Genomic DNA, 25,210 nt, shown 5'->3' on the forward strand with positions numbered 1-25,210 from the left:
TTCGGGGCTGAGGTTATCCTTTTCTTTGAAGGAACCAGAGGACTTACTTTGATTAATCCACTTATCAAGCGAAGATGGTGTTAACTCATATTCTCGAATGATGTCTTTACGAGGCTTTCCATTCTGATATAGCTGCACGATCTGTTGCTTAAATTCTTCGGTAAACGTTCGACGTACTTTTTTTGTCATGTAGATTCTCCTCATAACTGATTAGTATAGTTAATTCTACTTGACCTTAAAATTTCTGTCTAACTAAGTGTAGCCGATCCAATGTTTACCAGTAGCATATAGGGCAACAGAAGGAAGGCCAAATACAAGCAGTTCGAGCATTATATGCATAGACATAGATAGTTGAACTTGGGAACGTGGAGAACCGAAAACTCCCCAAACAATTGCAATTATTAATGGAGCACCTATTGCTAACAGTACTCTCATTACCCCTTTTCCAGTTTGTGCTCCCAGTAAGCTAGTGAGCCAAGTGCAAATAATTCTAAGAAAATCGCAACGCCAAATTTAAAACCTTTATGAGTGAAAGAATATTCATTTTAAATTAATCTCTTAAATATTCACTTTTTTTACTCTCTTGTTTAATTGCATCTATCCCTGTTAAAAAAATATCTATTAATGTATGAAAGCTTATATCAAGATCAAGAGGAAGGCCGAACCCTCTCTTCTGTTCAAGCGAAGCAAAACCATGTAAGATACTTCGTAATCCCCGTGTCGCGTGTATTGTTTGATCTTCTCCTAAGTCGTATTCATTAAGTACTTGAATAACAGTATCAACTGTTTCGTTTTGTATGCTCCTAAGCTCCAGATCTTCAGGGTCAGGAGAACGAAGCATTGCTTCGTACAAACCAGGGTGATTACGAACAAAAAACATGTAAGCTTCTCCTAATGCACGAACTGCATTATCTTTTGAACGCCCTACAGTTGCACGTAGTAATACTTTATGAAGTTGTTCGTAACCATAAACAGCAAGCTTTTTTCTTAACGCTGGTAATCCGTTTATATGGTTATATAGAGAAGGTGGACGAATATTCAACGTTTTTGCAAGAGAAGCTAATGTTACTTCATCTATCCCTTGTGTATCTGCCATTTTTGTAGTGGCTTGTAAAATAGTATCTAAATCAAGTCCTGGTCTTGGGGTCATATTTAACTATTCCTTTCTTAAAATATACTAAATGTGTTCAATATTTAACTTAGCTTTTGTAATAGCGTGGGTTATAGCTTTTTCTGGTTGTTTTAACATTTTTCCATGCCCTACAGCAAGTAATGAAGGGTTATATTCTAGTAATTTATGTGCACTCTGAAGTGCAGTTTCCTTATTCCACGTAGCCATTGCTGGAAAAGGAAATAAAGGTCTAAGTTGGCCAGTTACTGCCATACCACCTCTTGTTTGGAAAGCATCACCAGCGATTAAGGTTCTACTACGCGTATCAAAATATGCCATTGAGCCTGGCGTATGTCCAGGAGAAGCTATCGCGATAAGTGAACCAATTTGATCTCCATTTTGTAATAAAATATCTGCTCGGGTTTTCAAATTTTTAGGTACTCCACCACGTATAGGAGTATCTGGTTCATTAGGATCCAGTGTAATGTCCCCACTCATTAATCGAGCATCTCTACTTGAAATATGTACAGGAACATCGGGAAGTAGTTGTTTTATCTTATCAAGTGCTCCTACGTGATCGTCGTGCGCATGTGTCAGAAGAATACGTGTAATTGGTTTATTAATTTTTTTAGCAGCTTTTAATATTTTCTTAGCACTGTAAGGAAGTGCAGCATCAATTAAGGTTAGACTATCATCCTCTTCAACTAGGTAACAATTAACCGGGAAAAAACGGGGTAAAAAAGTCAATTGATATAAATGTCCTTCGCGAATGATCCTCATAGGAACATCTCCTTCTCATATTAGCTTTAAAACTATTGTTATTTATACATTAACTAATATAGTTAGTTAATGCAAGCTAAGATACGTTTTTTTATTACTTTCTAGTTCTTATACTGTAACTTCTAATTTTTTTTAGACCATACATAAGAGGGCTTTGAAGTGGTTCACGTATGGGTTGGAGCTACTGATTATTAGAAGGTATTGGCGCGAGCATTTTAAAAAGCGTCCTGATATTCAAGCAGCCCACGTTGTTCCAGATTTAAGAGCCATATTAGAAGCAATTGAACAAGACATGGGGATAAGCGTCTTACCAACGTATTTAGTTCAAGATTCAATCGCACAAAATCGCTCTAAAGTATTGTTTTCAACACTGCACGTCTCCAATACAATTTATGCTGCTTATAAATCGGATCATAAAAGTCACCCTGCGTTTCAAGAGATACTTTTAAAATTACAGAAATAGCATGAAGTCGCGTTTAGGCTTCATGCTTTTTTTATATAGAGCTTGCTTTTTAGGTTAAAGTATAGTTTAATTACACTTATATAAATTAATCATTAGGTAGCTAATGATTCTGAAAATTCAAGGTAAGGTGCGAATGGATAAGAAAAATAAACATCAAATAGAAGAGGTAGATCGTTTAAAGGTTTTATCTGAAAGCCTAGGAGAAGACGTTGATTTACACGCAGTAGCAGTTGCTACCAATCTCTACAGAGCAGCTCAATCTTTGCGCATTGTGATGGAACGCGACGTACTATCAGCTCATAAACTATCGTGGACTGCATTTTCATTACTATATGATGTGTGGGTATGGGGGCAAAGGGAAACAAAAGAGTTAGCTGTTTCTTCAGGCGTTACGACGGCAACAATTAGTACCATAACGAATACATTAGAGCGCAAAGGCCTATGTAAGCGCAGTACTGACCCAAGAGATAGACGTCGTGTTAGCATTAGCCTAACAGAAAAAGGTGAACAAGTAATTAAAGAGCTGTATCCAAAATTTCATCAAGGTGAAAAGAAGCTTGTTCATTCAATGGAAGTAAGTGAGCAAGAACGGTTAGCTGAGCAGCTTCGCTATATGATTCAAAATATTAATAACGTATAGGCATTGAGAGGATCTTAGTAGTTTTTATCTCCCTATTTTTCAGAGAGCCAGTGGACGGTGTGAACTGGTATATAGATAAAAGTGAATTACATTCCTTGAGCTTTCTTTGTGTAGCAGCAAAGAGCGGTGAGTAGCCGTTAAAAAATGAAGTGGAAGAGAACAGCTCTCTTCAACAAGGGTGGTAACGCGTGTAAGAACCACGTCCCTTATTTAGGGGCGTGGTTTTTATTATTTTTAAGGAGGAAGTAAAATGGAAAACTTTTTAGCACAAGCAACAGAAAATCAAAAAGCAGAGATTGAGAGGCAATACAAATTATATAGTTTTGGAACTCAGGAAATCATTCCTGCGGATGAACTGAAGCAAAAAGTAGCAAAGGCCGTTATAACAGGTGCACCGCTGAAAATTAAGCTAGGATTGGACCCTTCAGCTCCTGATGTTCATTTAGGGCATACAGTCGTATTAAATAAGCTTCGTCAATTTCAAGAAAATGGGCATGTTATTCAGCTTTTAATCGGTGATTTCACAGGTAAAATTGGTGATCCAACGGGTAAGTCTATTGCGAGAAAACAATTAACGGATGAGGAAGTCAAGCATAATGCCAAAACGTACTTTGAACAATTCGGAAAAGTGCTAGATATGAACAAAGTAGAACTTCACTATAATTCCTTTTGGTTATCAAAGCTTAATTTTGAAGACGTCATTAATTTAGCAGGGAAAATTACCGTATCACGCTTACTAGAACGAGATGACTTTGAAAAGCGTTTAGGAGAAGGAAAGCCAGTTTCTCTTCACGAATTTTTCTATCCACTTATGCAAGGGTATGATTCTGTAGAATTAGAATGTGATATTGAACTTGGTGGAACAGATCAGCACTTTAATATTTTAATGGGACGTCACTTTCAAGAGAAGTATGGAAAAGAAAAGCAAGTAGCCATGCTTATGCCTTTATTAGAAGGGTTAGATGGAGTAGAAAAGATGTCTAAGTCCAAAAAAAACTACATCGGTATTGATGAAGAGCCTTGGAACATGTATGGAAAAGCAATGTCAATTCCAGATGAACTCATGATAAAGTACTACAAGCTTGCTACGGATGTACCTTTAGAAGAAATTGAAGAGATGGAACGAGGTTTAACAATGAACACGAAACATCCTCGAGATCTAAAGATGCAGCTTGGTAAAACAATTGTACGAATGTACCATGGTGAAAAAGCTGCACAAGAAGCTGAGAATCATTTCAAAACGGTCTTCCAAAAAGGAGCTTTGCCAGATGATATTCCGGTGGTGAAATGGGAAGGTTCAGAACAACTTCCAATTATTGAGCTATTGGTTGAGCTAGGACTTCAAACCTCTAAAAGTGAAGCCCGTCGGATGATTAAAAATGGTGGGGTAAAACTAAATCAAGAAAAAGTAACAGATGAAAACTTACAAGTAGCCATAGAAAATGACTTAATTGTTCAAGTTGGCAAAAGAAAATTTGTTCAGCTTAAAAGATAACGGAGAAAGCTCTCATACCAGAGAGCTTTTTTTCATGGCTACATATTATGATTAAAAATGTAAATAGTAGTAGTATCAAAAAAAGTAAAGATATAGAGATGAGAACGCCTAAATTAGAAGCCGTGCTATGTAGTATTGCTTTTAAGGGACTTACTCAGAATTTACATAAGAGATTAATCAAAGGTATTTTATTTATCTTGATAAAGTATAGGAGGCACCATAAATGACAAGTCATATACCACTTAGCTCAAGTGAACTAGCAACGCTATGGATGACGTATCAACAAAAAACAATGTCTCAGCGGTTACTGGAACATTTCATTGAGCATGCAGAAGATGAAGAAGCTAAAGAAATTTTAACATCTACGCATAATAAAATTGTTCATTATATAGAAAGAATAAAACAAATTTTTGAACAAGAAGGAGCCGTTGTGCCCGTTGGATTTACAGAACAAGACGTAAATACAGAGGTACCAAAACTTTACGACCACCTATTTGACATTATGTTTTTACGCTTATTAAAGCAAATGAGCATGGGGTTACACACTCTTCATTTAAGCATGGCACATCGTGATGATATCGTGTCTCTATTTCAAGAGCTAACAGAATTTACGCAAGGCGTATATAGCAAATGCGTAGATTATTTACAGAAAAAAGGTGTTCTAGTGAGACCACCTGTGGTATCCATGCCAAAAGAAGTAAAGTTTGCTAAAGGTACAGGGTATATGAATGGTATGAAGCTATTTTCTGAAAAGCGAGCGCTTAATACGGTCGAAGTAGCGCATATTCATTATGCAGTGGAAACAAATATTTTAGGCATGCAAATGATAACAGGATTTGCACAAGCTGCTAATGAGCCAGAAGTACGTAAGTATTTTATAAAAGGGAAAGAGTTATCAAAGAAAATTATCGCTAACTATACGCAGCTGCTTCTCGCCAGCGACATTCAAGCTTCATCGACGTGGGCTGGTAAAGCAACAAATTCTCAAATAGCACCATTTTCAGATAAACTCATGATGTACTGCACAAGTATCTTCTGTAGCTTCGGATTGGGAAGCAACGCGCTTGGAACAGCCTTTAGCTTACGAAATGACCTTCCGCTACTTTTAATTGATACGGCTAAAGATATCTTAACCTATGGTCAAGAGGGTAGGAAAATTATGGCAAGGAACGGCTGGATGGAAGAACCACCGCAGATGGAGGATCGAATAGATTTAACAAAATAAAAAAAGTAAAAAAAGTGCAAGACAACCGTTTGTACATGGTAGAAATTACCCTTCATTTCAGTTATTATAAAAGAAAAATGAGTTGTTAGACAATCAGGTGGCTAACCGTAATAGGGTAGGGGAAAGCGATGTTAAAAGAAACGGTAAAAGAGTATATTGAAGTAGAACTAAGAGGAAGTTCGGGACAAAAAGTAGAGCTTTATGAAGAGGAGAAGGATTTTGCAATGAAAAACGAATTAATTCCAGAAGGCGTCACAATTTCTTCCAAAGCTGATTACACTAGATTTGCGGATGCATATGTGGAGAGAGTAGATAAAGAGTCCGAAAATTTATTATCTGAAGAAGCTGCTGGTACATTTTTAAAAGAGCCAATTCAATATGTTAAAAACCATCCGAATGAGTTTATTTATATTGAATGTCAATCATTTGATGTAATTCGTGTTGAAGGGGTTTCTGTAGAGCTTGATGATGTTTTTCGTACGTACAAAGTGCTTTTAGGACTGCGTCAGCCGAAAAAAGTAGGTTCTCATATCAAAGCATTTTTAACAAATCAATTGTCAGAGGGACAAAACAGCTTTCAAGCACTATTTAACGACAAAGACGGTATGTGGGACATTAATATTGATATCGAATCAATGAAAGGATTTGATGAAAACCTTTCTCTACATGATACGTTTGAATTAATTTATCACGTATTGTTTGAGCTAGTTCAGTATATTGATGAGCAAAAATAAAAAAGGATGAACCATAAGTATTTCAGTTAATGATATATCCAAACTATCGCGAGTTAACTGCTTTTGATAGTTTGGGTATTTTTTGTTGGTTCCAAGACAAGTTTAAAAAGCTAGTGAAATGGAGCTTAGGACACGCGACTCCTACGCTCCATTCCACCCTGTTTCCAACATTGTTTTCACAATCAACAAAAAACCTGAACGATTAAAAGTGAGAAACTCTCAATCGTTTAGGTTTATCATTGGCTGAAATCCTTATATCTCAGCCTCTCAATCATGAAGTTAGATTTAGCGACTACCACCATAAATATTACCTGCAGAAGAAGTAATAGTGCCATTGTTGACATTCAACGTATAGGATAGCCCGCCAGAACCAGACCATGTTGAAAGGTTAAACGTGTTTCCGTTAAAGAGTTTATAAATAGAAACGTTGTTGAATGTTAGCGGTACCCCACTTAAACAAGTAGTTGGTGCTTGGTTTGTTTTCGCCATATAAACTGCAGCGTTTACAGATCCTGGCTGCGTAACGACCATTAATCATCCATTTAAATGCTTCGTCTACATCCGTACTGCCTCCCGTGTAGACTTGTCCGAAAGTCGTGGTTGTCGCTTTATCAACTGAACTGCCCTTTGTATAGAGCGTATAGTTAGCTGCTGCAGCTGAGGTTGGTAAGGTAGATAGAAGTAGTCCTCCTGTTAAAGCGATGCATGTGATCATACGTTTACCAAAGTGGTTTCTCTACAGATAATTAATCTATAATGGGTGTATATGGTTGAATGAACCTGTGTTAAACAACCACTAAAATAGAGAGAGTGATAACATGAGTCAATTTCCTGAGTTTAAAGAACAAACAGTATTAATTACAGGTACCTCAAGCGGGTTTGGTTTACTTAGCGCGTATCACCTTGCCAAAGCTGGATATAATATCATCGCTTCAATGCGCAATTTAGAAAAGAAAAGTGCTCTGCTAAGGATGTTAGAAAAAGACAAGTTAAAGGAGAGGGTAACGTTTGTTGAACTAGACGTTACGTCTCAGCGTTCAGTTGACCAGTTAACTGCATTTTTAGATAAGGGTAACGGGGTTGATGTGTTAATTAATAACGCAGGATTTGCGTTTGGTGGTTTTAGCGAAGAAATTCATATAGATGAATACAAAGAGCAGTTTGAAACGAACGTATTCGGTGTCATGAGGGTGACTCAAGCGGTGCTTCCGTTTATGCGAGAAAAGCGCAGGGGTAAAATTATTAATATTAGCAGCATCAGTGGGTTAATCGGCTTTCCGGGATTATCGCCGTACGTATCTTCTAAACACGCACTCGAAGGATATAGTGAAAGTTTACGGCTTGAGTTAAAGCCGTTTGGAATTGATGTTGCTTTAATTGAACCAGGTTCTTATGCGACGAATATTTGGACAACAGGTAAGAAGGTATCGAAGCATTCGTTGAATGAAGGATCTCCTTACTACGCTTATATGCGCGCAATTGAGAATGAGCTACAGGCTGGTGAGAAAAACCTTGGTGACCCTGATCAAGTTGTTTCTTTACTTCTTTCTTTGTGTAACCAATCTCAGATAAAAAAACTTAGATATCCTGTTGGTAAAGGGGTCAAGTTATCCATATCGGTAAAGCGTATGCTTCCGTGGAGCGTTTGGGAGAGAGTCATCATTAAAAAGTTGTTGAAATAAGACATTAAGAGCTTTTACATAAGTGAAAGACTTTTTAGGGTTTGCATGCCAAATTCTTCTATCGTATACTGAGTTAATTAACGAAAAATTAAAAATTATGAAACGGTTAAGGAGGACAACATGAGTGAACCCAATATTGTAAGAAGTGGCCCTAATCATTATATTTGTGAAATAGGTGCTGCGAAGAAAATTGACGAGTATATAGCAAGTTTTTCTAGACCAGTAGTTTTTACAGGATTCAAATCATTTGATGCTTTTAATCAATACGGTGCATTGCCTGAACATATTCCAGTTATCCAGCATAAAGGGTATTGTTATGATGAAGATATTCATACCTATGCAAAAGAACTTTATAACGTTGATTTGGTAATTGGAATTGGTGGAGGTATTGTACTAGATAGTGCAAAATCATTAGCGGATTATTTAGACGTTGAAGTTATTCTTGTGCCAACGATTCCTGGAACATGTGCAGCAACAACGCCTCTTAGCGTGATGTATGATGGAGACGGGCAGTACGTTCGCGTTGATTACCATAAGAGAGCGAGCTTTTTAACAGTTGTAGACCCAAAGCTTTTACTTTCATCTCCTGTTAACTATGTTAAAAGCGGCATTGGAGATACTCTAGCAAAATGGTACGAAGCAGATGCGATTATTCGAAACACGAAAAACGCACATGAACTTTCAGCAATGGTATATTCAGGTCTTAATCAAGCAAAATATATTAGAGATATATTGATGGCAGATAGCGAAGCTGCTATTAAAAATTTACAAGAACAGAAGGTTACCCCGGCATTTACGAGGGTAGTAGAATCCATTATTATGATTGCTGGAACCGTTGGAGGATTTGCGGTTCAGTACGGGCGGGTATCAGGTGCTCACGCAGTTCATAATGGACTTAGCTTTGTTGAAGAAGCTCATCATGTTCTTCATGGTCAAAAAGTGACATATGGTATTTTGGTTCAGCTCATGTTAGAAAACCAATTAGAAGTGGTCAAAGAACTTATACCGTTTTACGAAGCGTTAGGGTTTCCGCTCACGCTCTCAGACTTAGGGATTAAAGAAAAAGAAGAAGCTAAACAGCTAGTAGCAACTCATGCAATTAAGGAAGAAGAAGCTCTTCGCTTTATTGGGGATTTTACAAAAGAAGAAGTAATAAATGCAATGGACCAAGTAGAGGACTTCACATTAAGCACACGTCTATAAAGGCAATGAATGAAAGGTATGAAAAAATGTCTCTTAAAAGAGAACAATTTTTCATGCCTTACGTTGTTTTTAGACGTTTATATTCACTAATAAACGTTGAGGGATCTGCTTGAATTTCATATTTGAAAACACCTTGATGAGTATGTAAATACAGTAATCCTTTTTCTGAAGAAAAGGGTTTATATGAAATGTCCAAAACTTGTTCTAGCGTGAAAGACCGCGCGTTACACTTTACTTGAGTAGTGAAAAGCTGGAGTTCGTACTCTTGTTTTATATAATATTGCTGAAAGCGATCAACTTTTCTAACCACATATGAATACATAATGCTGGAAATTAGCATAGTGTAGACTCCCTTCTAAAGGTTTTTGTAGGGCTATGATAGCATGAGAGTGTCAAAAAGCGAAACATTTGACAATGAAACTTACATTTTCTAAAATGATAGTAATTATAGGATGTTGCTCTAAGGGGAGTAGCTTTTACACCAGGGTCGTCAGTACAGAGCATATGCTCTCGGCTTTGTTGGAAACGAGTTCGTTGTTAGCAAGACCTTACCAATAAGCAGGTAGAGGTCTTTTAGGTTATGAACATGCCGCTACCTAATTGGTAACGGCTATTTGCATATTTAAACATAAGGTTGGGGATTTTGTGAAACTATTATCATTACAAATGTCAGCGTATATTCAAAAAGAGGTGGAACAGCTTCAAGAAAAACTTTCACCTTTTACGAAGAAAGTATCACGCTATATGTTTTGGTCACTGCCTCTCATCGCAGTTTCTGTCTTCAATTTAGGGTTTATGCTTTTTACAGATCCTGTTACTCGTGAAGCGCTACCGATGTTAGGTATATATGCTCTGATTGGAGCAATTGGTATGGCGTTATCAAGAGAAACGAAATTAAAGCGTAAAGAAATGCGGAAGGTAGGAGCAGAATACGCAATTGAGCGCATTCAAAAAAGTGAAGTGGTCTCTTCATATCGTAAAGAAGAATACATTGAGCGAATTAAAGCACAGCCGCTTGCAATGATGGCTCATTTTATCCAGTTCTTAAGCGAGGAAGAAAATAGAATGAAACGTGCAAATATGTAATTTTGTAATGACAGGTATTCCTTAGTGAGTACCTGTTTTTTTATATAATAAAAAATATGTTAGGTTTTTTTACATGAAAATTGAATTTATTTATGATATACTGTAACTAGTTTCAATTTTCTAAAAAATGAAACGTTAGATTTTTTGTCAAGGGGTGGAAGAAGAAATGACGGTTTTACAAACTACTGAGCAAGACAACAGCGTCGCATTGCGTCGAGACGTCAAGTTTCTTGGACAACTACTAGGAAATGTATTAATTTATGAGGGTGGACAAGAGTTACTTAATAAAGTTGAAAAAATACGTGAAGTAGCAAAAACACTTCGTGAACATAATAATCAGGATATCTATGAACAGTTAAAATCTGAAATAACAAGCATTGAAGATCCAATGAGACAGCAAGTCATTCGTGCATTTTCTGTTTATTTTCATCTAGTTAATATTGCGGAACAAAACCACCGCATTCGCCGCAAGCGCGAGTATCAGCAGCAAGAAGAAGCAAACATACAGCCTGGATCACTTGAAAAAGCAGTAAGTGATTTGAAAAATAGTGGCGTAACAGCGGACGTTATTACAAAACTTCTTGAAACGCTGTCTTTAGAGTTAATTATTACAGCGCATCCAACAGAAGCAACGAGAAGAAGCGTGCTGGACATCCATAAGCGAATTGCTGATATTTTACAAGCGTTTGAACAAAAATCAGTAACAAAACGTGAACGGGAAGAGTTAGAAGAGCAGCTTTTTAACGAAGTCATGATTTTATGGCAAACGGCTGAACTACGAGATCGTAAGCCGCGCGTAATGGACGAAGTGGCAAATGGATTATACTATTTTGATGAAACGTTGTTTGAAGTATTACCACATATTCATCAAGAGCTGGAGGATTCATTGAAACGCTACTATCCTGAGCAGCAGTGGCAAGTGCCAAACGTTCTGCGTTTTGGATCTTGGATTGGTGGAGACAGAGATGGTAATCCAAACGTAACGCCAAAGGTAACGTGGCAAACCTTAACAAAGCATCGTAGCGTAGCGGTTCGTAAGTATAGAGCAGCTTTATTGAATTTAAGGGAGCGCCTAAGTCAATCAACAAAGCGAGTTTTAATTTTAGAAGATTTAGTGCAATCGGTTGAACAAGAAAAACAGCTTTTGCCTCAAAAGAAAAGATGGCGCGTGCCTCATGAGGTATATCGCTGTAAATTAACGATTATGCTTCATAAGTTAGAACATGTTGGACAAGAAGGTGGGTATAAGCAGGCTGACGAGCTACTTAATGATATTAAGCTTATTCAAAAAAGCTTACGTTTACATCATCCGATGCAATATGAATTGAAAAGCGTTCGTCAATTAATTCGTCAAGTAGAATTGTTTGGCTTCCATTTAGCAACGCTTGATATTCGAAATCATAGCGGTGAACATGAAGCAGCAATTAAAGAGATTTTATATTCAGTTGGCATTGTAGAAGACTATTCTTCCTTGACAGAAAAAGAAAAGTTGGAGCTGCTAAGCGGAATCTTACAAGATCCTCGTCCGCTTATTTCGTTCACTGAAGACTATTCGCCAGAAACAAAGCAAATAATTGAAGCGTTTCAAATGATTAAGCGTGCACATGAAGAATTCGGAAAGCGTTCGATTGAAGTCTACTTAATTAGCATGACCCAATCAGCTAGCGATTTATTAGAAGTAATGGTTTTGGCAAAAGAAGCAGGAATCTATCGTTTGCATGCCAACGGAGAAATTGAAAGTTATTTAAACGTTGCCCCTTTATTAGAAACGATTGATGACTTAACGGCTGGGCCAAAAATTATGGAAGAGCTATTCCAACTTGATTTTTATCGAAAACATTTGGCAGAACAAAATGATTTACAAGAGATTATGCTGGGGTATTCTGATGGAAGCAAGGATGGCGGAACGTTAACAGCAAACTGGAAGCTCTACAAAGCTCAGCAGGAAATTCATGATATGGCGAAGCGCTATAACGTACGCCTTAAATTTTTCCATGGTCGAGGTGGATCTCTTGGTCGAGGCGGTGGTCCATTAAACCGAAGTATTTTATCGCAACCTGCTGAAACGCTAGGAGACGGCGTTAAAATTACAGAGCAAGGAGAAGTATTATCCTCTCGCTATTCGCTATACGACATTGCGCACCGAAGCCTAGAACAAGCGGTTTCAACCTTGCTAACAGCAGCTGCCAAAGTGTCGTCTGAAGCTGAACAAACGGATATTCGTACATCTCAGTGGGAAGAAGCGATGAACATTGCATCAAAAGAAGCGCTTGCTCATTATCAGCATCTTGTGTTTGAAGATCCAGACTTTTTAACATACTTTAAACAAGCAACACCGTTACCAGAGTTAGGTGCTCTTAACATTGGATCTCGTCCAATGAGTCGAAAAGGCAGTGACCGTTTTGAAGACCTGCGAGCTATTCCATGGGTATTTGCTTGGACACAAAGTCGACAGCTTTTGCCTGCTTGGTATGCAGCTGGAACGGGTCTTGTACATCTTATCAAAAAAGAAGGAAGTCTTTCTCTACTGCAGCAAATGTATAAAGAGTGGCCATTTTTCCGCTCAACAATTGATAATTTGCAGATGGCTTTAACGAAAGCAGACTTAATGACTGCGAAAAACTATACTTCAATGGTTGAAGACAAAGCGATTGCTGATCGAATTTTCGGAGCGATTGAGAAAGAGTATACCGAAACGAAAGAAGCAATTCTACAAATTACGGATCAAGAAGAATTAATGGAGCACCTACCGAATATTCAATCGTCTATTCGATTGCGAAATCCATACGTTGATCCGCTAAGCTTCTTCCAAGTCGAACTTATTTCCAAACTTCGTCAAGCAGATGAAGAGCAGGCTGATAGACTTCTACAAGAAGTGTTATTAACTATTAATGGAATTGCAGCCGGCTTGCGTAATACAGGCTGATTTTCTAGCGTATGATGCCCCAAAAAGTGGAGAAGCTAACGGGGTATCAAGCTGGAGGTGATAACATGAGCAATGCAAAAGGACGTTCAAAGAAAAATTTACCGACTGATGCCAATCATGTAAATGCTCAGGAGAAAGCTGAGCAAATGCGTATGACAGATGAGCGCAATCAAAAGCATAATGATGGTCGCAAATACGATGGGAAAATCTAAATGCGCTCTCACAAAAAAACCTTCTACTCTTATCTGGAGAGCAGAAGGTTTTTTTTAGCTATTTAAGATGGCATCAATCTGGCGAAGTTCATCTTGCGTAAATGAACGTTTATGAAGGGCTGCAACGTTCTCTTCAATTTGACTTACGCGACTTGCTCCTATGAGGGCAGAGGTAATATTTCCATCTCTTAACACCCAAGAAAGAGCCATTTGAGCTAAGCTTTGTTCTCGTTTCTGTGCAATTTGATGAAGTCTTTGCACTTGATTAACCACCTTTGCAGTTACGCGCTTCGCATCTAAAAAGCCGGTTTCTTTTGCTGCTCTCGAGTCTTGTGGAATGCCGTATATGTATTTATTCGTAAGCACCCCTTGCTCAAGCGGACAAAATGCAATGGAGCCAACCTGATGATCTGTTAGCACATCTTGGAGTCCGTCCTCTATCCAACGATTAAACATTGAGTAGCTTGGCTGATGAATGAGAAGGGGTGTGCCGAGTTCATTTAAAATATGCACAGCTTCTTTTGTTTGCTCCGCGCTATAGCTTGAAACACCTATATATAGCGCTTTTCCTTGTTTTACAATTAAATCAAGCGCTCGCATGGTTTCTTCAAGAGGGGTATTAGGGTCAGGGCGATGAGAATAGAAAATATCAACATATTCAAGGCCCATGCGCTTGAAACTTTGATCTAAACTAGCAACAAGGTATTTTTTTGATCCCCATTCTCCATATGGACCTTCCCACATTCGATAGCCCGCTTTTGTAGAGATAATTAATTCATCTCGATAAGAGGAAAAGTCTTCATTTAACATTTTTCCAAACATCTCTTCAGCAGAGCCTGGTGGTGGTCCATAGTTGTTTGCTAAATCGAAATGAGTAATTCCTAAGTCAAAAGCTCGTCTTAGCATGGCTTTTCCATTTTCAAACGAATCTACCCCCCGAAATTATGCCAAAGTCCCAGTGACAGTGCGGGAAGCAGTAAGCCAGAGTTTCCACACCTGTTATAAATCATTTCTTTGTACCGCTGTTCATTTGCGCTGTAAGCCATCACACATGTCCCCCCTTTTGTTTAATGAAATCGCTTTAATCATAATAGGGAAATCAAAAAATGTCACTTAATTTATCTTTTGGATTAGCATTAATAAAAGAATAGTTCATGATAAAATGATAATAAAGCATAGACAAAAGAGGGGGGAATAAGGATGGAAATAGAAAAATACGACGTAGTAAGGTTAACAGAAACATTTCCGGTTATAAAAGAACTTATCCAACTCACAGAAACCTGCTGGATGAACCCAAACAAGCAGTCTTTTCAACTACATAAACAAAAGATGCCACTAACTGAGCAGGACGTTAAGGATGCAGAATCAAGGCTTGACCGGTTTGCACCTTATTTACAGAATGTTTTTCCCGAAACGAAAGAAACAAAGGGAATAATTGAGTCACCTTTGATTGCCATTCCTACAATGAAATCGCGTTTAGAAAGCCGTTTTAGCCAACAAATCGAGGGAGAACTTCTGCTTAAGTGTGACCATGACTTGCCCATTTCGGGGTCAATTAAAGCGCGAGGTGGCATTTATGAAATTTTAAAGTATGCTGAAGACTTAGCTATTAAACATAACATGCTTTCGTTTGAAGATGATTACCGAAAGTTTGATAGTGAAAAATTTCGTTTGTTTTTTCAGCAGTATACAATCGCGGTAGGGTCGACTGGGAATTTAGGATTAAATATTGGAATAATTAGTGCTAAGCTTGGCTTTCAAGTAACCGTTCACATGTCAGCTGATGCCAAGCAATGGAAAAAAGATTTGTTAAGAAGTAAAGGGGTAACGGTTATCGAGTACACAGATGACTACAGTAAAGCTGTAGAAGAAGGGCGTAAGCAGTCATCACTTGATCCAATGTGTTATTTTGTAGATGATGAAAATTCAAAGCATTTATTTTTAGGTTATGCTGTAAGCGCCATTCGTTTGAAAAAGCAGCTTGCTGCAATGAAGGTCAAAGTAGACAAAAACCATCCTTTATTCGTGTATTTACCGTGTGGAGTTGGAGGTGGTCCAGGCGGAGTGGCTTTTGGCTTAAAGCTTATGTATGGCGATGATGTTCGCTGCTTTTTTGCTGAGCCAACCCACGCACCTTGTATGTTGTTAGGTTTAGCAACAAATCTTCATGATAAAATTTCTGTGCAAGATATTGGTCTTGATAATATAACTGAAGCAGATGGATTAGCCGTAGGAAGGCCATCAGGGTTTGTTGGTCAAGTAATTGGTCCAGTTCTAGAGGGGAGCTACACAATCAGTGATGATGAAATGCATCGATTGTTAGCAGAGTTGGCTGATAGCGAAGGAATTGAATTAGAGCCATCAGCACTAGCCGGTATGATGGGACCAGTAATGACAAACAGACAGCTGTCTCGACAAACACTTGAACATGCGACTCATATTGTATGGGCAACAGGTGGAAGCATGGTACCACTAGCAATAAAAAAAGAGTACTATGAAAAGGGAAAACTGGCTTTAAGGAGTTTTTATAATGCTACATAATAAGATTCAATAATAGCTTCATCGGAGTGAGGAATATACTCTCCTTTTACAATTTGCGACCCGTTGATACAGCCGCTGGTTAATAAAATAACATCATTTGCTCCTCCAAGCTCTAAGGATTTTAAGACTCCTTCTCTTCTCGTTGGAGCTCGGTGAAGGTTCGAAGCATTGGGATGAGCAAATCCTGTAAATACTTGGTCAATGATATCGTTAGGGTTATGAAAGCCAGGATGGTCAACGGTAACAACAACTTCATCCACTTGTCCCTCAATGATGCTGGCCATTTTGGGCATTTTGTTAAAGTCTCGGATGCCAATTCCAGCAATCATCACAATTAAACGATTATATGTTAATTTTTTTACTTCTTGCAAAAGTCGAGTTAGAGCTACAGGCGTATGAGCATAGTCAAGGATAATCTTTTGATTTTGTGGCCCTTCAATTACTTGGAAACGCCCTTCAGGACTAGCGAGCTGTGGTAGAACGTTAAGAATATCCTCAATGTGAAAATTAAGCAGTAGCGCTGTACCGATAGCTGATAGCACATTAGCAATATTATATTCGCCAAACACAGGGACGGTTACTGGATAAATGTTGTCGTTATAATGAAGCTCAAACGTTGTTCCTTTTTCTTCTACGCTGATAGAATCAGCACGCAGCGTTGCGTTGGAGTTCTTGTTGAGACTATAAGTAACCATTGGATTTTTAAATAGTTGAAGCAAATCTTTTCCCATCAAATCATCAACGTTTATAACAGCCGTTTTGGCTTGTTCAAATAGCTTCATTTTACAGTTTTTATAGTGTTCCATCGTTTTATGATACTCAAGGTGTTCTTCTGAGAAATTTGTATGAATAGCGACATCGAATAAAATTCCTTCAACGCGCTTTTGATCAATGGCAATGGATGAAACCTCCATGACAGCTGCCTCATCTCCGAATGTTTCTAGGTCATGAAAAATTTGGTGCAAATCAATTGATTCAGGCGTTGTGGGGGTGCTTTTTTGATAGGTTAATTTTTTATGTGAAGACCAAATCCCCGTCGTGCCAATTGAACCTGTTGGTAATCGGAGTAGCGTTAATAATGAACGTACGTAAGCTGCTACTGTTGTTTTTCCGTTTGTACCAGTTACGCCAATTGTTTTGAGCTTTTCATCCGCTTGTTGGAAATAGAACTTAGAAATATTTGCCATTGTTTTTCGAACATCATCTACAACGATAAACGTACAGTGCGGATACTTATCATGAAGTTGTTGAAAACAACGATGAACGGATCCAAAGACTCCTACAGCTCCTTTTTGAATAGCTTCTTCTATAAATTGATATCCGTCCGCGTTTTCGCCTTTCATGCTAAAAAATAATGACGAGTTTTTGACATGTTTCGAGTGATAAGCGAGATGTAAGACGCGCTGAGAAGTTGGGCCGACTAGTTGCTTAATTTGAATGTCAGGTAACTGTTCAAAGTTTAGTATCATGATTTTCCTCACCATTTAGTTTATTTTACAAGTTAACTTGCAGAAATTACCGTTTATAATGTTCTTACTATTTGTCAGTTTGAATTGAACTATTCGCAAGAACATATATGAACCATACAAAATATCTAAATAGAATTTCAAATTCTGACTCTTTTCCCTTAAAATAAGAGTGATAAACAAGGGGTAATATGGAAAAAAACCTTTTTAATCCTTGGTATCTCGCTATTTACAAAGAAGTTTGCTGCTATATAGTGAAAAGGGAAATAGTGGAATGTTATGTCAAAAAAACATGAACATCCATTCATTTATGATTTGTTTTCATGTGAAAATTGTGATAATTATAGAAATTTTTTTACATTTTTTTAAAAATTAATGTATACTTGTAATACAAAGAAATTTTAAAGCGGTTACATATGAGAGGTTTACACTTCATCAAGGGGACTCAGTACAGATTAGTTGGGATCTTACATCGCGTAAATCCCTCTTTCGTGCAGGGAGAAGAATGTTGTAGACGAATAAGACAAAAAGCAAACAGAGAGGGGAATAATAATGTTTGTACCAATTGAGCGTAAGAAAGTATCAAGTCAAGTTCTTGATCAGTTAAAGAAGATGATAAAGGAAAAGACTTTTCCGCCTGAATCTCGCTTACCATCTGAGCATGAGCTTTCGAAAATGTTTGGCGTTAGTCGTGCACCTATTCGTGAAGCGTTAAGCGTTTTGTCAGCTAGTGGATTAATTGAATCCAGACAAGGTGGAGGAAGCTATGTTAAGCGAGTAAACTTAGCAGGCATGCTTGATCCGATGACGTTTGAAATGGTTGAAGCAGACCAGGTGTTAGAATTAGTTGAGATGCGAATTATCATTGAATCAGAAGCGGCAAGCCTAGCGGCTATTCGTCATACCGAAGAAGAACTACTAGAAATTAAAGAATCGTTAGAAGCATTCAAAGGAACGATTAAAAATAGTGCTGAAATTGGTTATGAAGCAGATTATCGCTTTCACCATGATATTGTAAAAGCGGCACATAATTCATTTTTGCTTCACACAGTAGAGAACTTGGGTCATCTATATCGCAAAGCGTTAGCGTATTCGTTAACGCAAAGGCCTGAGAGTCGCAAGCAAGTTCATGAAGATCATGATCGCATCTTTGAAGCAATTAAAAATAGAGATGCTCAAGGTGCAGCAGAAGCAGTTCGTGAACATTTAGAGCATGTTCGTATGAAAGTGAGGCAAGGATAATAGATTCACAAAAAAGAACGCTAGCAATGGCGTTCTTTTTTTATGGCTTCCAAATGCTCTAAAGTAGTTATGCTTGTTTTGGGTCAAACAATGCAAACGTTACGTCCGCTTCACAAGCCACTTCGCCATCGACCGACGCAACAGCACGAGCTTTCGCAATCGTACCGCGCACGCGTGTCATTTCTACTTCTAAACGAAGCTGATCGCCAGGAACAACTTGCTTTTTAAAGCGACAGTTGTCGATACCTGCAAATAAGCCAAGTTTTCCTTTGTTATCATCTTTTTTCAACATAACAACGGCGCAGACTTGAGCAAGTGCTTCTACAATTAGAACACCTGGCATAACTGGATATTCAGGAAAGTGTCCGTTGAAAAATTCTTCATTAGCCGTCACGTTTTTAATACCTACGGCACTTTTGCCTTCTTCTACTTCAATAATACGGTCCACTAGTAGAAATGGATAGCGGTGAGGGATAATTTCTTTAATTTGCTCAATTGTTAGCATAATGGTCTCTCCTTTATGTAAAAACTTATACCTGATACTAGTATCAAACTATATACGTACAAAGTCAACTTGTAAAGAGTAAAATTAATAAAAGTGCATGGATCTCATTTCGGTTCCGTTAATAAGATTTGGGTAAAGCGATAAGTGAAATAACATTGTCCAAATAAACCTAACATTCCAAGTGGAATTAAGAAAAGGTATCTTTCAGAATACAGCATGCTAATAGAAAAGAGTAAAAAGCAGGCTGTGATTGTTAATAGATGAATGACTAGTTTAGGTGTCATGAATTAGACCTCCCTCTTATAAGAATCGTATACCATATTTTATTATATTTAGTTATGTTTGGATTTTTATAAAAAGAGGGTGGGACATAACAAAACAAATTTCCAAAAAGACGAACACTCTCTTTTCTCACCTCTTTACGTTGTCAGAACCGTTCGTTCCATTGCGCTACGGCCACTCGCTTTCCGCGGAGAGGAAATTGAGCTTCCTCGCTGCGCTGCGGGATCTCCGTTTTCCCTCTCTTTCCCGCAGGAGTCGAGTGTCCTACGCTCCATTCCACCCTGTTTTCAACATTGTTTTCACAATCAACAAAAAACCTGAACGGTTAAAAGTGAGGAACTCTCGATCGTTCAGGTTTATCATTGGCTGAATTACCTATGTCTCAGCCTCTTTTTAATAGGAAAGAGCCACGGATTGTTTTAAATGAATTTCTGCATTTGCTGCGTGTAATAAAAAGTGGGCTACGTCTGCGCGGCTAATGTTTTTGCTGTCTTCAGGTACACCCGTCACAGCTTTTCGATACTGAGCGGTTACGGGGCCATTTGTTAACCCCATTGGTCGAGCGACTGTCCAATTAAGATTGCTTGTTTTTAGCAGTTGAACAGCTTTTAAATGGTCGCGTAGTGGATTTTTTAAAATATTTTGAGCAAGCCAACCTGTCATACCTGGAATTTCTCCTTCAATTCCAGCTGAAGCAGTATATAAGATTCGGTGTAAGCCTTGCTCTTGCATTGCTTTAATAATAGTAGATGTTGCTTCTTCTAAAAATGTAGAAGGGCCTAATCCATCAGTTCCTAAGCAAGAAACAACAGCATCGTGGCCTGTAATAGCATGAGCCACCTGAAAGGAATCCGTTACATTTCCTTCTATAATATGCAAATTGCTATTTGTTATTGTTAGCTTATCTGGTGTTCGAACGAATGCTGTGACGAAATGTCCTTCTTCTAAAGCCTGATTCACGAAAGCTTGTCCAGTGCGTCCGCTAGCTCCAAATACAACAAATTTCATGATCATCATCCTTTTCTGTAGAATTACTATCCCATATCCTTCTTATAAAAAATATTCTATACGTAACATAGCATATTTCGCGGTGAATTTCTCACAAAAAGTATAGAATTGCTGAAAAAAACAGAAAACTAGCGTTTTAATAAGAGATTTGCAAGATGAAGGAAAAAGGAACGAGGCTTGTACCCACCGTCTGACAAAAGGATGTCTAATTTTAAAACTCTTGTCATAGACTGTCTAGAAAAGAGAGAATTGAACGAACGGTTTATAAAGGTGTTTTTTAATAGAAAGCGAACTTTGTATATAAGCATATGGAGCGAAAAGGGAGCGATGAGGAATGGGAAAAAAGATAAGCAAGGTTCGGATTGGTGTTGTATTGATAGGGCTACCACTCGTTTTTGTCATCGTATCCATCATCACAAAAGACTGGCGATATTTAACGTGGAGTATACCACCTGCGTTAATGTCTTGTTGGACTGCACTTGTTGTTTTACGAAAGCAAGAAGAATCTTAAAAGCCAAAAAAAGGAGATGGGGAAATGAATGGTCAACAGCTTCTTTATAGTTTGCTAACAGCGAATGGACAAGGGTTACAAAGTGCGTTTGTCATAAGTAAACATAAAATATCCAAGCTACAACCAACTTTGCCAAACGAAAAGGATGAACACATCCAGTTTCAGCAAAATCTCCAGCAGGATATGAAAAAAATTGCTAAGCAGCCAGAGGTCGATTTGCATCTTCAGCTGTTTTTACATATGGCTGAATACTTTCGACTGCCTGTTTCTCACACTACAACAAATGGAGAACTATACGAACTTAGTGAAGAAATAGGCAATATGTTTGTCGCAAAGTATAATGAATTGTTTTCAATTGCTCGCTGTCATTCCCTAGACGATGTTTTGCGTCATCAAATTCGTTTGTTTATTCACCTTGCAGATTCACAGTACTTAATCGCTTCAAAGCGTGAGCAGATGCTGTTACAAACAGCTCTTTTAACGTGGATTGAGCAGTTACCAAGCTTATATCAAGATCGGATTCTAGAACTATTCAGCAGAGAAGTCACTCAAAAAGCAATGGAAGAGGTCTTACAGAGACAGGGAATTATCAGCTTTTTTAAGCAACTTCCTCCAAGTGCATACGATCTACTATCATCTTTACTTTGTGCAGTAATGCCTTTGTTTGTGCCTATGCAGCATGCACCGTCACTTCTAGTTGGTTTCAATGCACCGCTATGGACGTTAGCGAGCTTGGAAAGTCATGAAATTGTAGCCAAGCGTAAGGAAGCAGAACCTTTTTTACCGCTGTTAGCGACCGTTGTTCATTTAATGTGGATGTGTAAGCTTGAGCACCAAGATGAGTTGCTTAACTACCAATCTTTGTTAATTAAGTGGTCATCTGTGTATCATCGGTATGAAGATTTTCAAATAAAAAAAGAGCAGGCTCAGTTTGACGTCGAGCGTCTTGAGGGCCTTATTTATAATGGAGAGCAAGATATTAAAGAGCTTAAAGGTATAGAAAGACAGCTTACTAAAAAAATAGATAGCTTAAAAGAGTCCATTCGCCATCAGCTTAATCAAATGGATTTAAAAACGCTAAACTGCGGCCTTGTTATGAAAAGGATGGTTCAGGAGCATGAAGCCTTAAAGGAAGATGTAGATGAATTAAAAAGAAAGCTTTCAATAAAAGGCGATATCATGGAACGAATTCGACTTACGTTTCGTTCAGCTGAGCGCATAGTAAAAAGTAAAGTAAAGGAAGTTGAGCGCAAAAAAATACTGATGCAAATGACGGATTTTATTTTAGCGAACCGGCTTCCAATCTGTGTGGATATACAAAATGAAATTGAAGAATTACAGGAGCGTTTAACAAGCACGCTGTTGAAGCTTAATCAGCATATTGAATTGCTGGACGAAACAAAAAGTTCTCGAGGGCTAACGAGCGGTAAACTTAAGCGATACGAAGCAGAAATCAAGCGCTTGGAGAAAGTCTATTATGGACTAGCTGTCAGAGAATTAGAGCCAATTTCGTAGATTAGATAAGCTGATAGATAAATATGAGTTACCCTAAATTTAGCCTAGGTTATTATGAATAAAAAAAGCAAAAAAAGTACGATTTCTTTGAAAAAAATGAGTAAAAGTTTATACAAATCCCTTTGAAATTTTTTTGATAATTTGGTACAATAAAGTTGCTTATTTTTGTTCCATAAGGATAGTTCGATGGGTTTCGTCTTGACTTATTGTAAGAGCAAGAATGGAGTAATACACAAGGTGTAGCTTGCTGCACGAGGAGGAAAAGAGATTATGTTACAAGGTAAAGTAAAATGGTTCAACGCTGAAAAAGGTTTCGGTTTCATCGAAGTTGAAGGACAAGACGATGTATTCGTACACTTCTCAGCTATCCAAGGCGAAGGCTTCAAAACTTTAGAAGAAGGCCAAGAAGTTACATTTGAAATCGTTGAAGGTGCTCGTGGACCACAAGCTGCTAACGTTCAAAAGTAATTCTTTTTATAGGATTATCAGGGGCTCCCAAATGGGGGCCTTTTTTCTTTTCCTTCGAAAAAGGCTGGTCATCTTGTATAAAAAAAGCGTATAATGAAATGATGAAAATAGGAATTGTATAGTAGAAAGGATAATTAAACTTATGAGCAATCAACAGCAACAGCAGATGGTCGACTCACGTCGTACGTTCGCCATCATTTCCCACCCGGATGCTGGAAAAACAACATTAACTGAAAAAATGTTATTACTAGGTGGAATGATTCGTTCTGCTGGAACAGTTAAAGGTAAAAAGTCAGGAAAGTTTGCAACATCTGACTGGATGGAAATTGAAAAGCAGCGTGGAATCTCCGTTACATCAAGTGTAATGCAGTTTGAATATAAAAATCATTTTATCAACATCCTAGATACACCTGGACACGAAGACTTCAGTGAAGATACATATCGAACACTAACAGCGGTAGATAGTGCTGTCATGGTTATTGATGGAACAAAGGGAATCGAAGCGCAGACGTTAAAGTTATTTAAAGTGTGTCGTATGCGTGGGATTCCAATTTTAACATTTATCAATAAGCTAGATCGTGAAGGAAAAGATCCTCTAGAGCTATTGGAAGAAATTGAAGAAGTACTTGGAATTGAGTCTTACCCAGTGACTTGGCCGATTGGCATGGGGAAAAGATTCCAAGGTACGTACGATCGCTTTTCGAAGCAAATCGAAGTGTACCAAGGAAATAAAGAATCATATTTTGCAGACTTTGACGGTGAAAACATTGATGATGAAGTGAAAAAGCATGTGGATGAAATGTATTTGCCAACGCTTGTGGATGAATTATCTCTTCTTGATGAAGCAGGTAACGATTTTTCAATTGAAAAAGTAAAGCAAGGCCTTTTAACACCTGTATTCTTTGGTAGTGCGATTGCAAACTTTGGAGTACAGTCGTTTTTCAATTCATTTTTGCAATTAACATCACCACCACAGCCGCGTGAATCATCTGTTGGAACAATTCAACCAACGGATAACAATTTCTCAGGCTTTATCTTTAAAATTCAAGCAAATATGAACCCTGCTCACCGCGATCGAATTGCCTTTGTACGCGTGTGCTCAGGGAAGTTTGAGCGTGGCATGAACGTAACGCTTGCTCGTACAAATCGTAAAATGAAGCTTGCTCAGTCACATCAATTTTTAGCATCAAGTCGTGAGACGGTGGATACAGCATATCCAGGTGACATTATTGGTTTGTATGATTCTGGTACGTATCAAATTGGAGATACGATTGTCGGCGATGGTAAAGTGTTTCAATTTGATGCGCTTCCGAAGTTTCCACCCGAGCTATTTGTGAAAGTACGTGCTAAAAATGCCATGAAATCAAAGCATTTTGAAAAAGGAATTAATCAGCTTGTACAAGAAGGAGCGGTTCAGCTCTATCGTACACCGTTCTTTGGAGATTATATTTTAGGTGCTGTTGGTGAGCTTCAGTTCCAAGTGTTTGAACACCGTATGAAAGGTGAGTATAACGTAGATTTAGAGTTTGTTCGCATGTCTCATAGCATTGCAAAATGGGTGGACAAAGAGACGATTAAGGATAGCATGTTTGACTCTCGCGTTATGCTTGTTGAAGATCGGGATGGGCATGCTGTACTCATGTTTGAAAATGATTTTGTATGGCGCTTATTCCAAGATAAGTATCCTGACGTGAAGTTTTTAGATCCATTTAATTTATAAAAGAAACGCTTGGCGGTTGCCAAGCGTTTCTTTTAATGCGCAAATGACTTTAAATTTAAAATGACAACTCCTGCAATAATTAACGTAATGCCAATGACCATTGAGATGCTGCCGCTTTCCTTCCAAATCACAACACCGATAATAGCTGTAAGGGCAGTTCCTACTCCTGACCAAATTGCGTAGGCAATGCTCAGTGGAATTTGTTGAAGAGAAGCAGAGAGTGAATAAAACGCAACTCCAAATCCAACGATTACACCAATGCTTGGCCAGAGTTTTGTAAATCCCTGAGATGCTTTTAACATGGATGTTCCAAAAAGTTCCGCTGTAATAGCAAGTGCTAGAAATAAATAGGCTTGCATCTGAATTCACCCCTCGCTACGTAAAAAAATATTTTT

General features: G+C 38.1%; 28 protein-coding genes, 1 pseudogene and 1 other annotated feature. Of the genes and pseudogenes, 16 read left to right on the forward strand and 13 right to left on the reverse strand.

Annotated elements, in window-relative coordinates:
• The 4 genes from AS180_RS07900 to AS180_RS07915 all read right to left on the reverse strand — a co-directional run.
• Positions 1-189 (reverse strand): transposase (locus AS180_RS07900; RefSeq protein ID WP_062686632.1); only part of this gene is annotated, 189 nt, incomplete at its 3' end.
• A gap of 63 nt (positions 190-252) precedes the next feature.
• Positions 253-513 carry a YrdB family protein gene (locus AS180_RS07905; protein ID WP_309599125.1) on the reverse strand — a complete coding sequence of 87 codons (261 nt, stop codon included), beginning with the start codon at positions 511-513 and terminating at the stop codon, positions 253-255.
• A 37-nt stretch (positions 514-550) separates the two neighbouring features.
• Entirely contained in the window at positions 551-1,150 is a 600-nt protein-coding gene (locus AS180_RS07910) for a TetR/AcrR family transcriptional regulator (protein WP_061786596.1), read from the reverse strand.
• A 27-nt stretch (positions 1,151-1,177) separates the two neighbouring features.
• On the reverse strand, positions 1,178-1,891 hold the full coding sequence (locus AS180_RS07915) for an MBL fold metallo-hydrolase (RefSeq protein WP_062686634.1): 714 nt from the start codon (positions 1,889-1,891) through the stop codon (positions 1,178-1,180).
• Between the two features lie 154 nt (positions 1,892-2,045).
• Here AS180_RS07915 and AS180_RS07920 point away from each other — a divergent pair, with 154 nt between their 5' ends.
• The 5 genes from AS180_RS07920 (at position 2,046) to AS180_RS07940 (ending at position 6,448) form a co-directional block, all read left to right on the forward strand.
• On the forward strand, positions 2,046-2,354 hold the full coding sequence (locus tag AS180_RS07920) for a LysR substrate-binding domain-containing protein (protein WP_062686635.1): 309 nt from the start codon (positions 2,046-2,048) through the stop codon (positions 2,352-2,354).
• A gap of 133 nt (positions 2,355-2,487) precedes the next feature.
• Positions 2,488-2,994 carry a MarR family transcriptional regulator gene (locus AS180_RS07925; RefSeq protein ID WP_062686669.1) on the forward strand — a complete coding sequence of 169 codons (507 nt, stop codon included), beginning with the start codon at positions 2,488-2,490 and terminating at the stop codon, positions 2,992-2,994.
• Positions 2,989-3,204, forward strand: a binding site (T-box leader). Its footprint overlaps the gene before it by 6 nt.
• A gap of 40 nt (positions 3,205-3,244) precedes the next feature.
• Positions 3,245-4,489 carry a tyrosine--tRNA ligase gene (tyrS, locus tag AS180_RS07930; RefSeq protein WP_025909553.1) on the forward strand — a complete coding sequence of 415 codons (1,245 nt, stop codon included), beginning with the start codon at positions 3,245-3,247 and terminating at the stop codon, positions 4,487-4,489.
• A gap of 223 nt (positions 4,490-4,712) precedes the next feature.
• Positions 4,713-5,714, forward strand: coding sequence for a DUF3231 family protein (locus AS180_RS07935; protein ID WP_062686636.1), 1,002 nt, complete (start codon positions 4,713-4,715; stop codon positions 5,712-5,714).
• A 128-nt stretch (positions 5,715-5,842) separates the two neighbouring features.
• Positions 5,843-6,448 carry a hypothetical protein gene (locus AS180_RS07940; RefSeq protein WP_025909893.1) on the forward strand — a complete coding sequence of 202 codons (606 nt, stop codon included), beginning with the start codon at positions 5,843-5,845 and terminating at the stop codon, positions 6,446-6,448.
• A 285-nt stretch (positions 6,449-6,733) separates the two neighbouring features.
• Here AS180_RS07940 and AS180_RS23490 read toward each other — a convergent pair whose 3' ends face one another.
• Complete coding sequence (locus AS180_RS23490; RefSeq protein WP_062686637.1) at positions 6,734-6,979, reverse strand: hypothetical protein; 246 nt, start codon at positions 6,977-6,979, stop codon at positions 6,734-6,736.
• A 287-nt stretch (positions 6,980-7,266) separates the two neighbouring features.
• Between AS180_RS23490 and AS180_RS07950 the strand changes: the two genes are divergently transcribed.
• Both AS180_RS07950 and AS180_RS07955 read left to right on the forward strand, forming a co-directional pair.
• Positions 7,267-8,130: an SDR family oxidoreductase gene (locus AS180_RS07950; RefSeq protein WP_062686638.1), complete on the forward strand. Its 864-nt coding sequence runs from the start codon at positions 7,267-7,269 to the stop codon at positions 8,128-8,130.
• 120 nt (positions 8,131-8,250) lie between these two features.
• On the forward strand, positions 8,251-9,333 hold the full coding sequence (locus AS180_RS07955; protein WP_062686639.1) for an iron-containing alcohol dehydrogenase family protein: 1,083 nt from the start codon (positions 8,251-8,253) through the stop codon (positions 9,331-9,333).
• A 58-nt stretch (positions 9,334-9,391) separates the two neighbouring features.
• Here the strand turns inward: AS180_RS07955 and AS180_RS07960 are convergent, their stop codons facing one another.
• Positions 9,392-9,673: a hypothetical protein gene (locus AS180_RS07960; protein WP_061786202.1), complete on the reverse strand. Its 282-nt coding sequence runs from the start codon at positions 9,671-9,673 to the stop codon at positions 9,392-9,394.
• Positions 9,674-9,978: 305 nt separating this feature from the next.
• On the opposite strand from AS180_RS07960, the gene AS180_RS07965 reads away from it, so the two are divergent.
• The 3 genes from AS180_RS07965 to AS180_RS23175 all read left to right on the forward strand — a co-directional run bounded on the left by AS180_RS07965 (position 9,979) and on the right by AS180_RS23175 (position 13,557).
• Positions 9,979-10,419 carry a DUF5392 family protein gene (locus tag AS180_RS07965; RefSeq protein ID WP_025909898.1) on the forward strand — a complete coding sequence of 147 codons (441 nt, stop codon included), beginning with the start codon at positions 9,979-9,981 and terminating at the stop codon, positions 10,417-10,419.
• Positions 10,420-10,585: 166 nt separating this feature from the next.
• A complete protein-coding gene (gene ppc, locus AS180_RS07970; protein ID WP_062686640.1) occupies positions 10,586-13,345 on the forward strand; it encodes a phosphoenolpyruvate carboxylase in 2,760 nt (919 codons plus the stop codon).
• 65 nt (positions 13,346-13,410) lie between these two features.
• A complete protein-coding gene (locus tag AS180_RS23175) occupies positions 13,411-13,557 on the forward strand; it encodes a hypothetical protein (protein WP_025909900.1) in 147 nt (48 codons plus the stop codon).
• A 54-nt stretch (positions 13,558-13,611) separates the two neighbouring features.
• Here the strand turns inward: AS180_RS23175 and mgrA are convergent.
• Positions 13,612-14,603 (reverse strand): annotated as a pseudogene (mgrA, locus tag AS180_RS07975) (L-glyceraldehyde 3-phosphate reductase).
• 154 nt (positions 14,604-14,757) lie between these two features.
• Here mgrA and AS180_RS07980 point away from each other — a divergent pair.
• Positions 14,758-16,098, forward strand: a complete 1,341-nt coding sequence (locus tag AS180_RS07980; protein ID WP_062686641.1) for a D-serine ammonia-lyase — start codon at positions 14,758-14,760, stop codon at positions 16,096-16,098.
• Here the strand turns inward: AS180_RS07980 and AS180_RS07985 are convergent.
• Complete coding sequence (locus AS180_RS07985) at positions 16,083-17,567, reverse strand: UDP-N-acetylmuramoyl-L-alanyl-D-glutamate--2,6-diaminopimelate ligase (protein ID WP_062686642.1); 1,485 nt, start codon at positions 17,565-17,567, stop codon at positions 16,083-16,085. The genes AS180_RS07980 and AS180_RS07985 overlap by 16 nt on opposite strands.
• Positions 17,568-18,116: 549 nt before the next feature.
• Here AS180_RS07985 and AS180_RS07990 point away from each other — a divergent pair.
• Entirely contained in the window at positions 18,117-18,806 is a 690-nt protein-coding gene (locus tag AS180_RS07990) for a FadR/GntR family transcriptional regulator (RefSeq protein ID WP_061786206.1), read from the forward strand.
• Between the two features lie 67 nt (positions 18,807-18,873).
• On the opposite strand, the gene fabZ is transcribed toward AS180_RS07990, so the two are convergent.
• The 4 genes from fabZ to AS180_RS08005 form a co-directional block, all read right to left on the reverse strand.
• Positions 18,874-19,311 (reverse strand): 3-hydroxyacyl-ACP dehydratase FabZ, encoded by a 438-nt coding sequence (gene fabZ, locus AS180_RS07995; RefSeq protein WP_025909904.1) that lies wholly within the window; start codon positions 19,309-19,311, stop codon positions 18,874-18,876.
• A 104-nt stretch (positions 19,312-19,415) separates the two neighbouring features.
• Complete coding sequence (locus tag AS180_RS08000) at positions 19,416-19,595, reverse strand: hypothetical protein (RefSeq protein ID WP_062686643.1); 180 nt, start codon at positions 19,593-19,595, stop codon at positions 19,416-19,418.
• 143 nt (positions 19,596-19,738) lie between these two features.
• Positions 19,739-19,873 carry a hypothetical protein gene (locus tag AS180_RS23830; protein WP_258954114.1) on the reverse strand — a complete coding sequence of 45 codons (135 nt, stop codon included), beginning with the start codon at positions 19,871-19,873 and terminating at the stop codon, positions 19,739-19,741.
• Between the two features lie 113 nt (positions 19,874-19,986).
• Entirely contained in the window at positions 19,987-20,601 is a 615-nt protein-coding gene (locus AS180_RS08005; RefSeq protein ID WP_062686644.1) for an NAD(P)-dependent oxidoreductase, read from the reverse strand.
• 334 nt (positions 20,602-20,935) lie between these two features.
• On the opposite strand from AS180_RS08005, the gene AS180_RS23180 reads away from it, so the two are divergent.
• From AS180_RS23180 to AS180_RS08020, 4 genes are all read left to right on the forward strand, one after another.
• Positions 20,936-21,112: a hypothetical protein gene (locus AS180_RS23180; RefSeq protein ID WP_167556121.1), complete on the forward strand. Its 177-nt coding sequence runs from the start codon at positions 20,936-20,938 to the stop codon at positions 21,110-21,112.
• A 24-nt stretch (positions 21,113-21,136) separates the two neighbouring features.
• Positions 21,137-22,627: a hypothetical protein gene (locus AS180_RS08010; protein WP_025909908.1), complete on the forward strand. Its 1,491-nt coding sequence runs from the start codon at positions 21,137-21,139 to the stop codon at positions 22,625-22,627.
• A gap of 270 nt (positions 22,628-22,897) precedes the next feature.
• The gene (cspD, locus tag AS180_RS08015; RefSeq protein ID WP_025909909.1) at positions 22,898-23,095 is read left to right on the forward strand and encodes a cold-shock protein CspD; all 198 of its coding nucleotides are present in this window, start codon (positions 22,898-22,900) and stop codon (positions 23,093-23,095) included.
• 142 nt (positions 23,096-23,237) lie between these two features.
• The gene (locus AS180_RS08020) at positions 23,238-24,815 is read left to right on the forward strand and encodes a peptide chain release factor 3 (protein ID WP_025909910.1); all 1,578 of its coding nucleotides are present in this window, start codon (positions 23,238-23,240) and stop codon (positions 24,813-24,815) included.
• A 32-nt stretch (positions 24,816-24,847) separates the two neighbouring features.
• On the opposite strand, the gene AS180_RS08025 is transcribed toward AS180_RS08020, so the two are convergent.
• Entirely contained in the window at positions 24,848-25,174 is a 327-nt protein-coding gene (locus AS180_RS08025) for a DMT family transporter (protein WP_025909911.1), read from the reverse strand.
• Positions 25,175-25,210 lie beyond the last annotated feature (36 nt).

It is taken from the genome of Priestia veravalensis, assembly GCF_001457055.1.
Taxonomy (GTDB): domain Bacteria; phylum Bacillota; class Bacilli; order Bacillales; family Bacillaceae_H; genus Priestia; species Priestia flexa.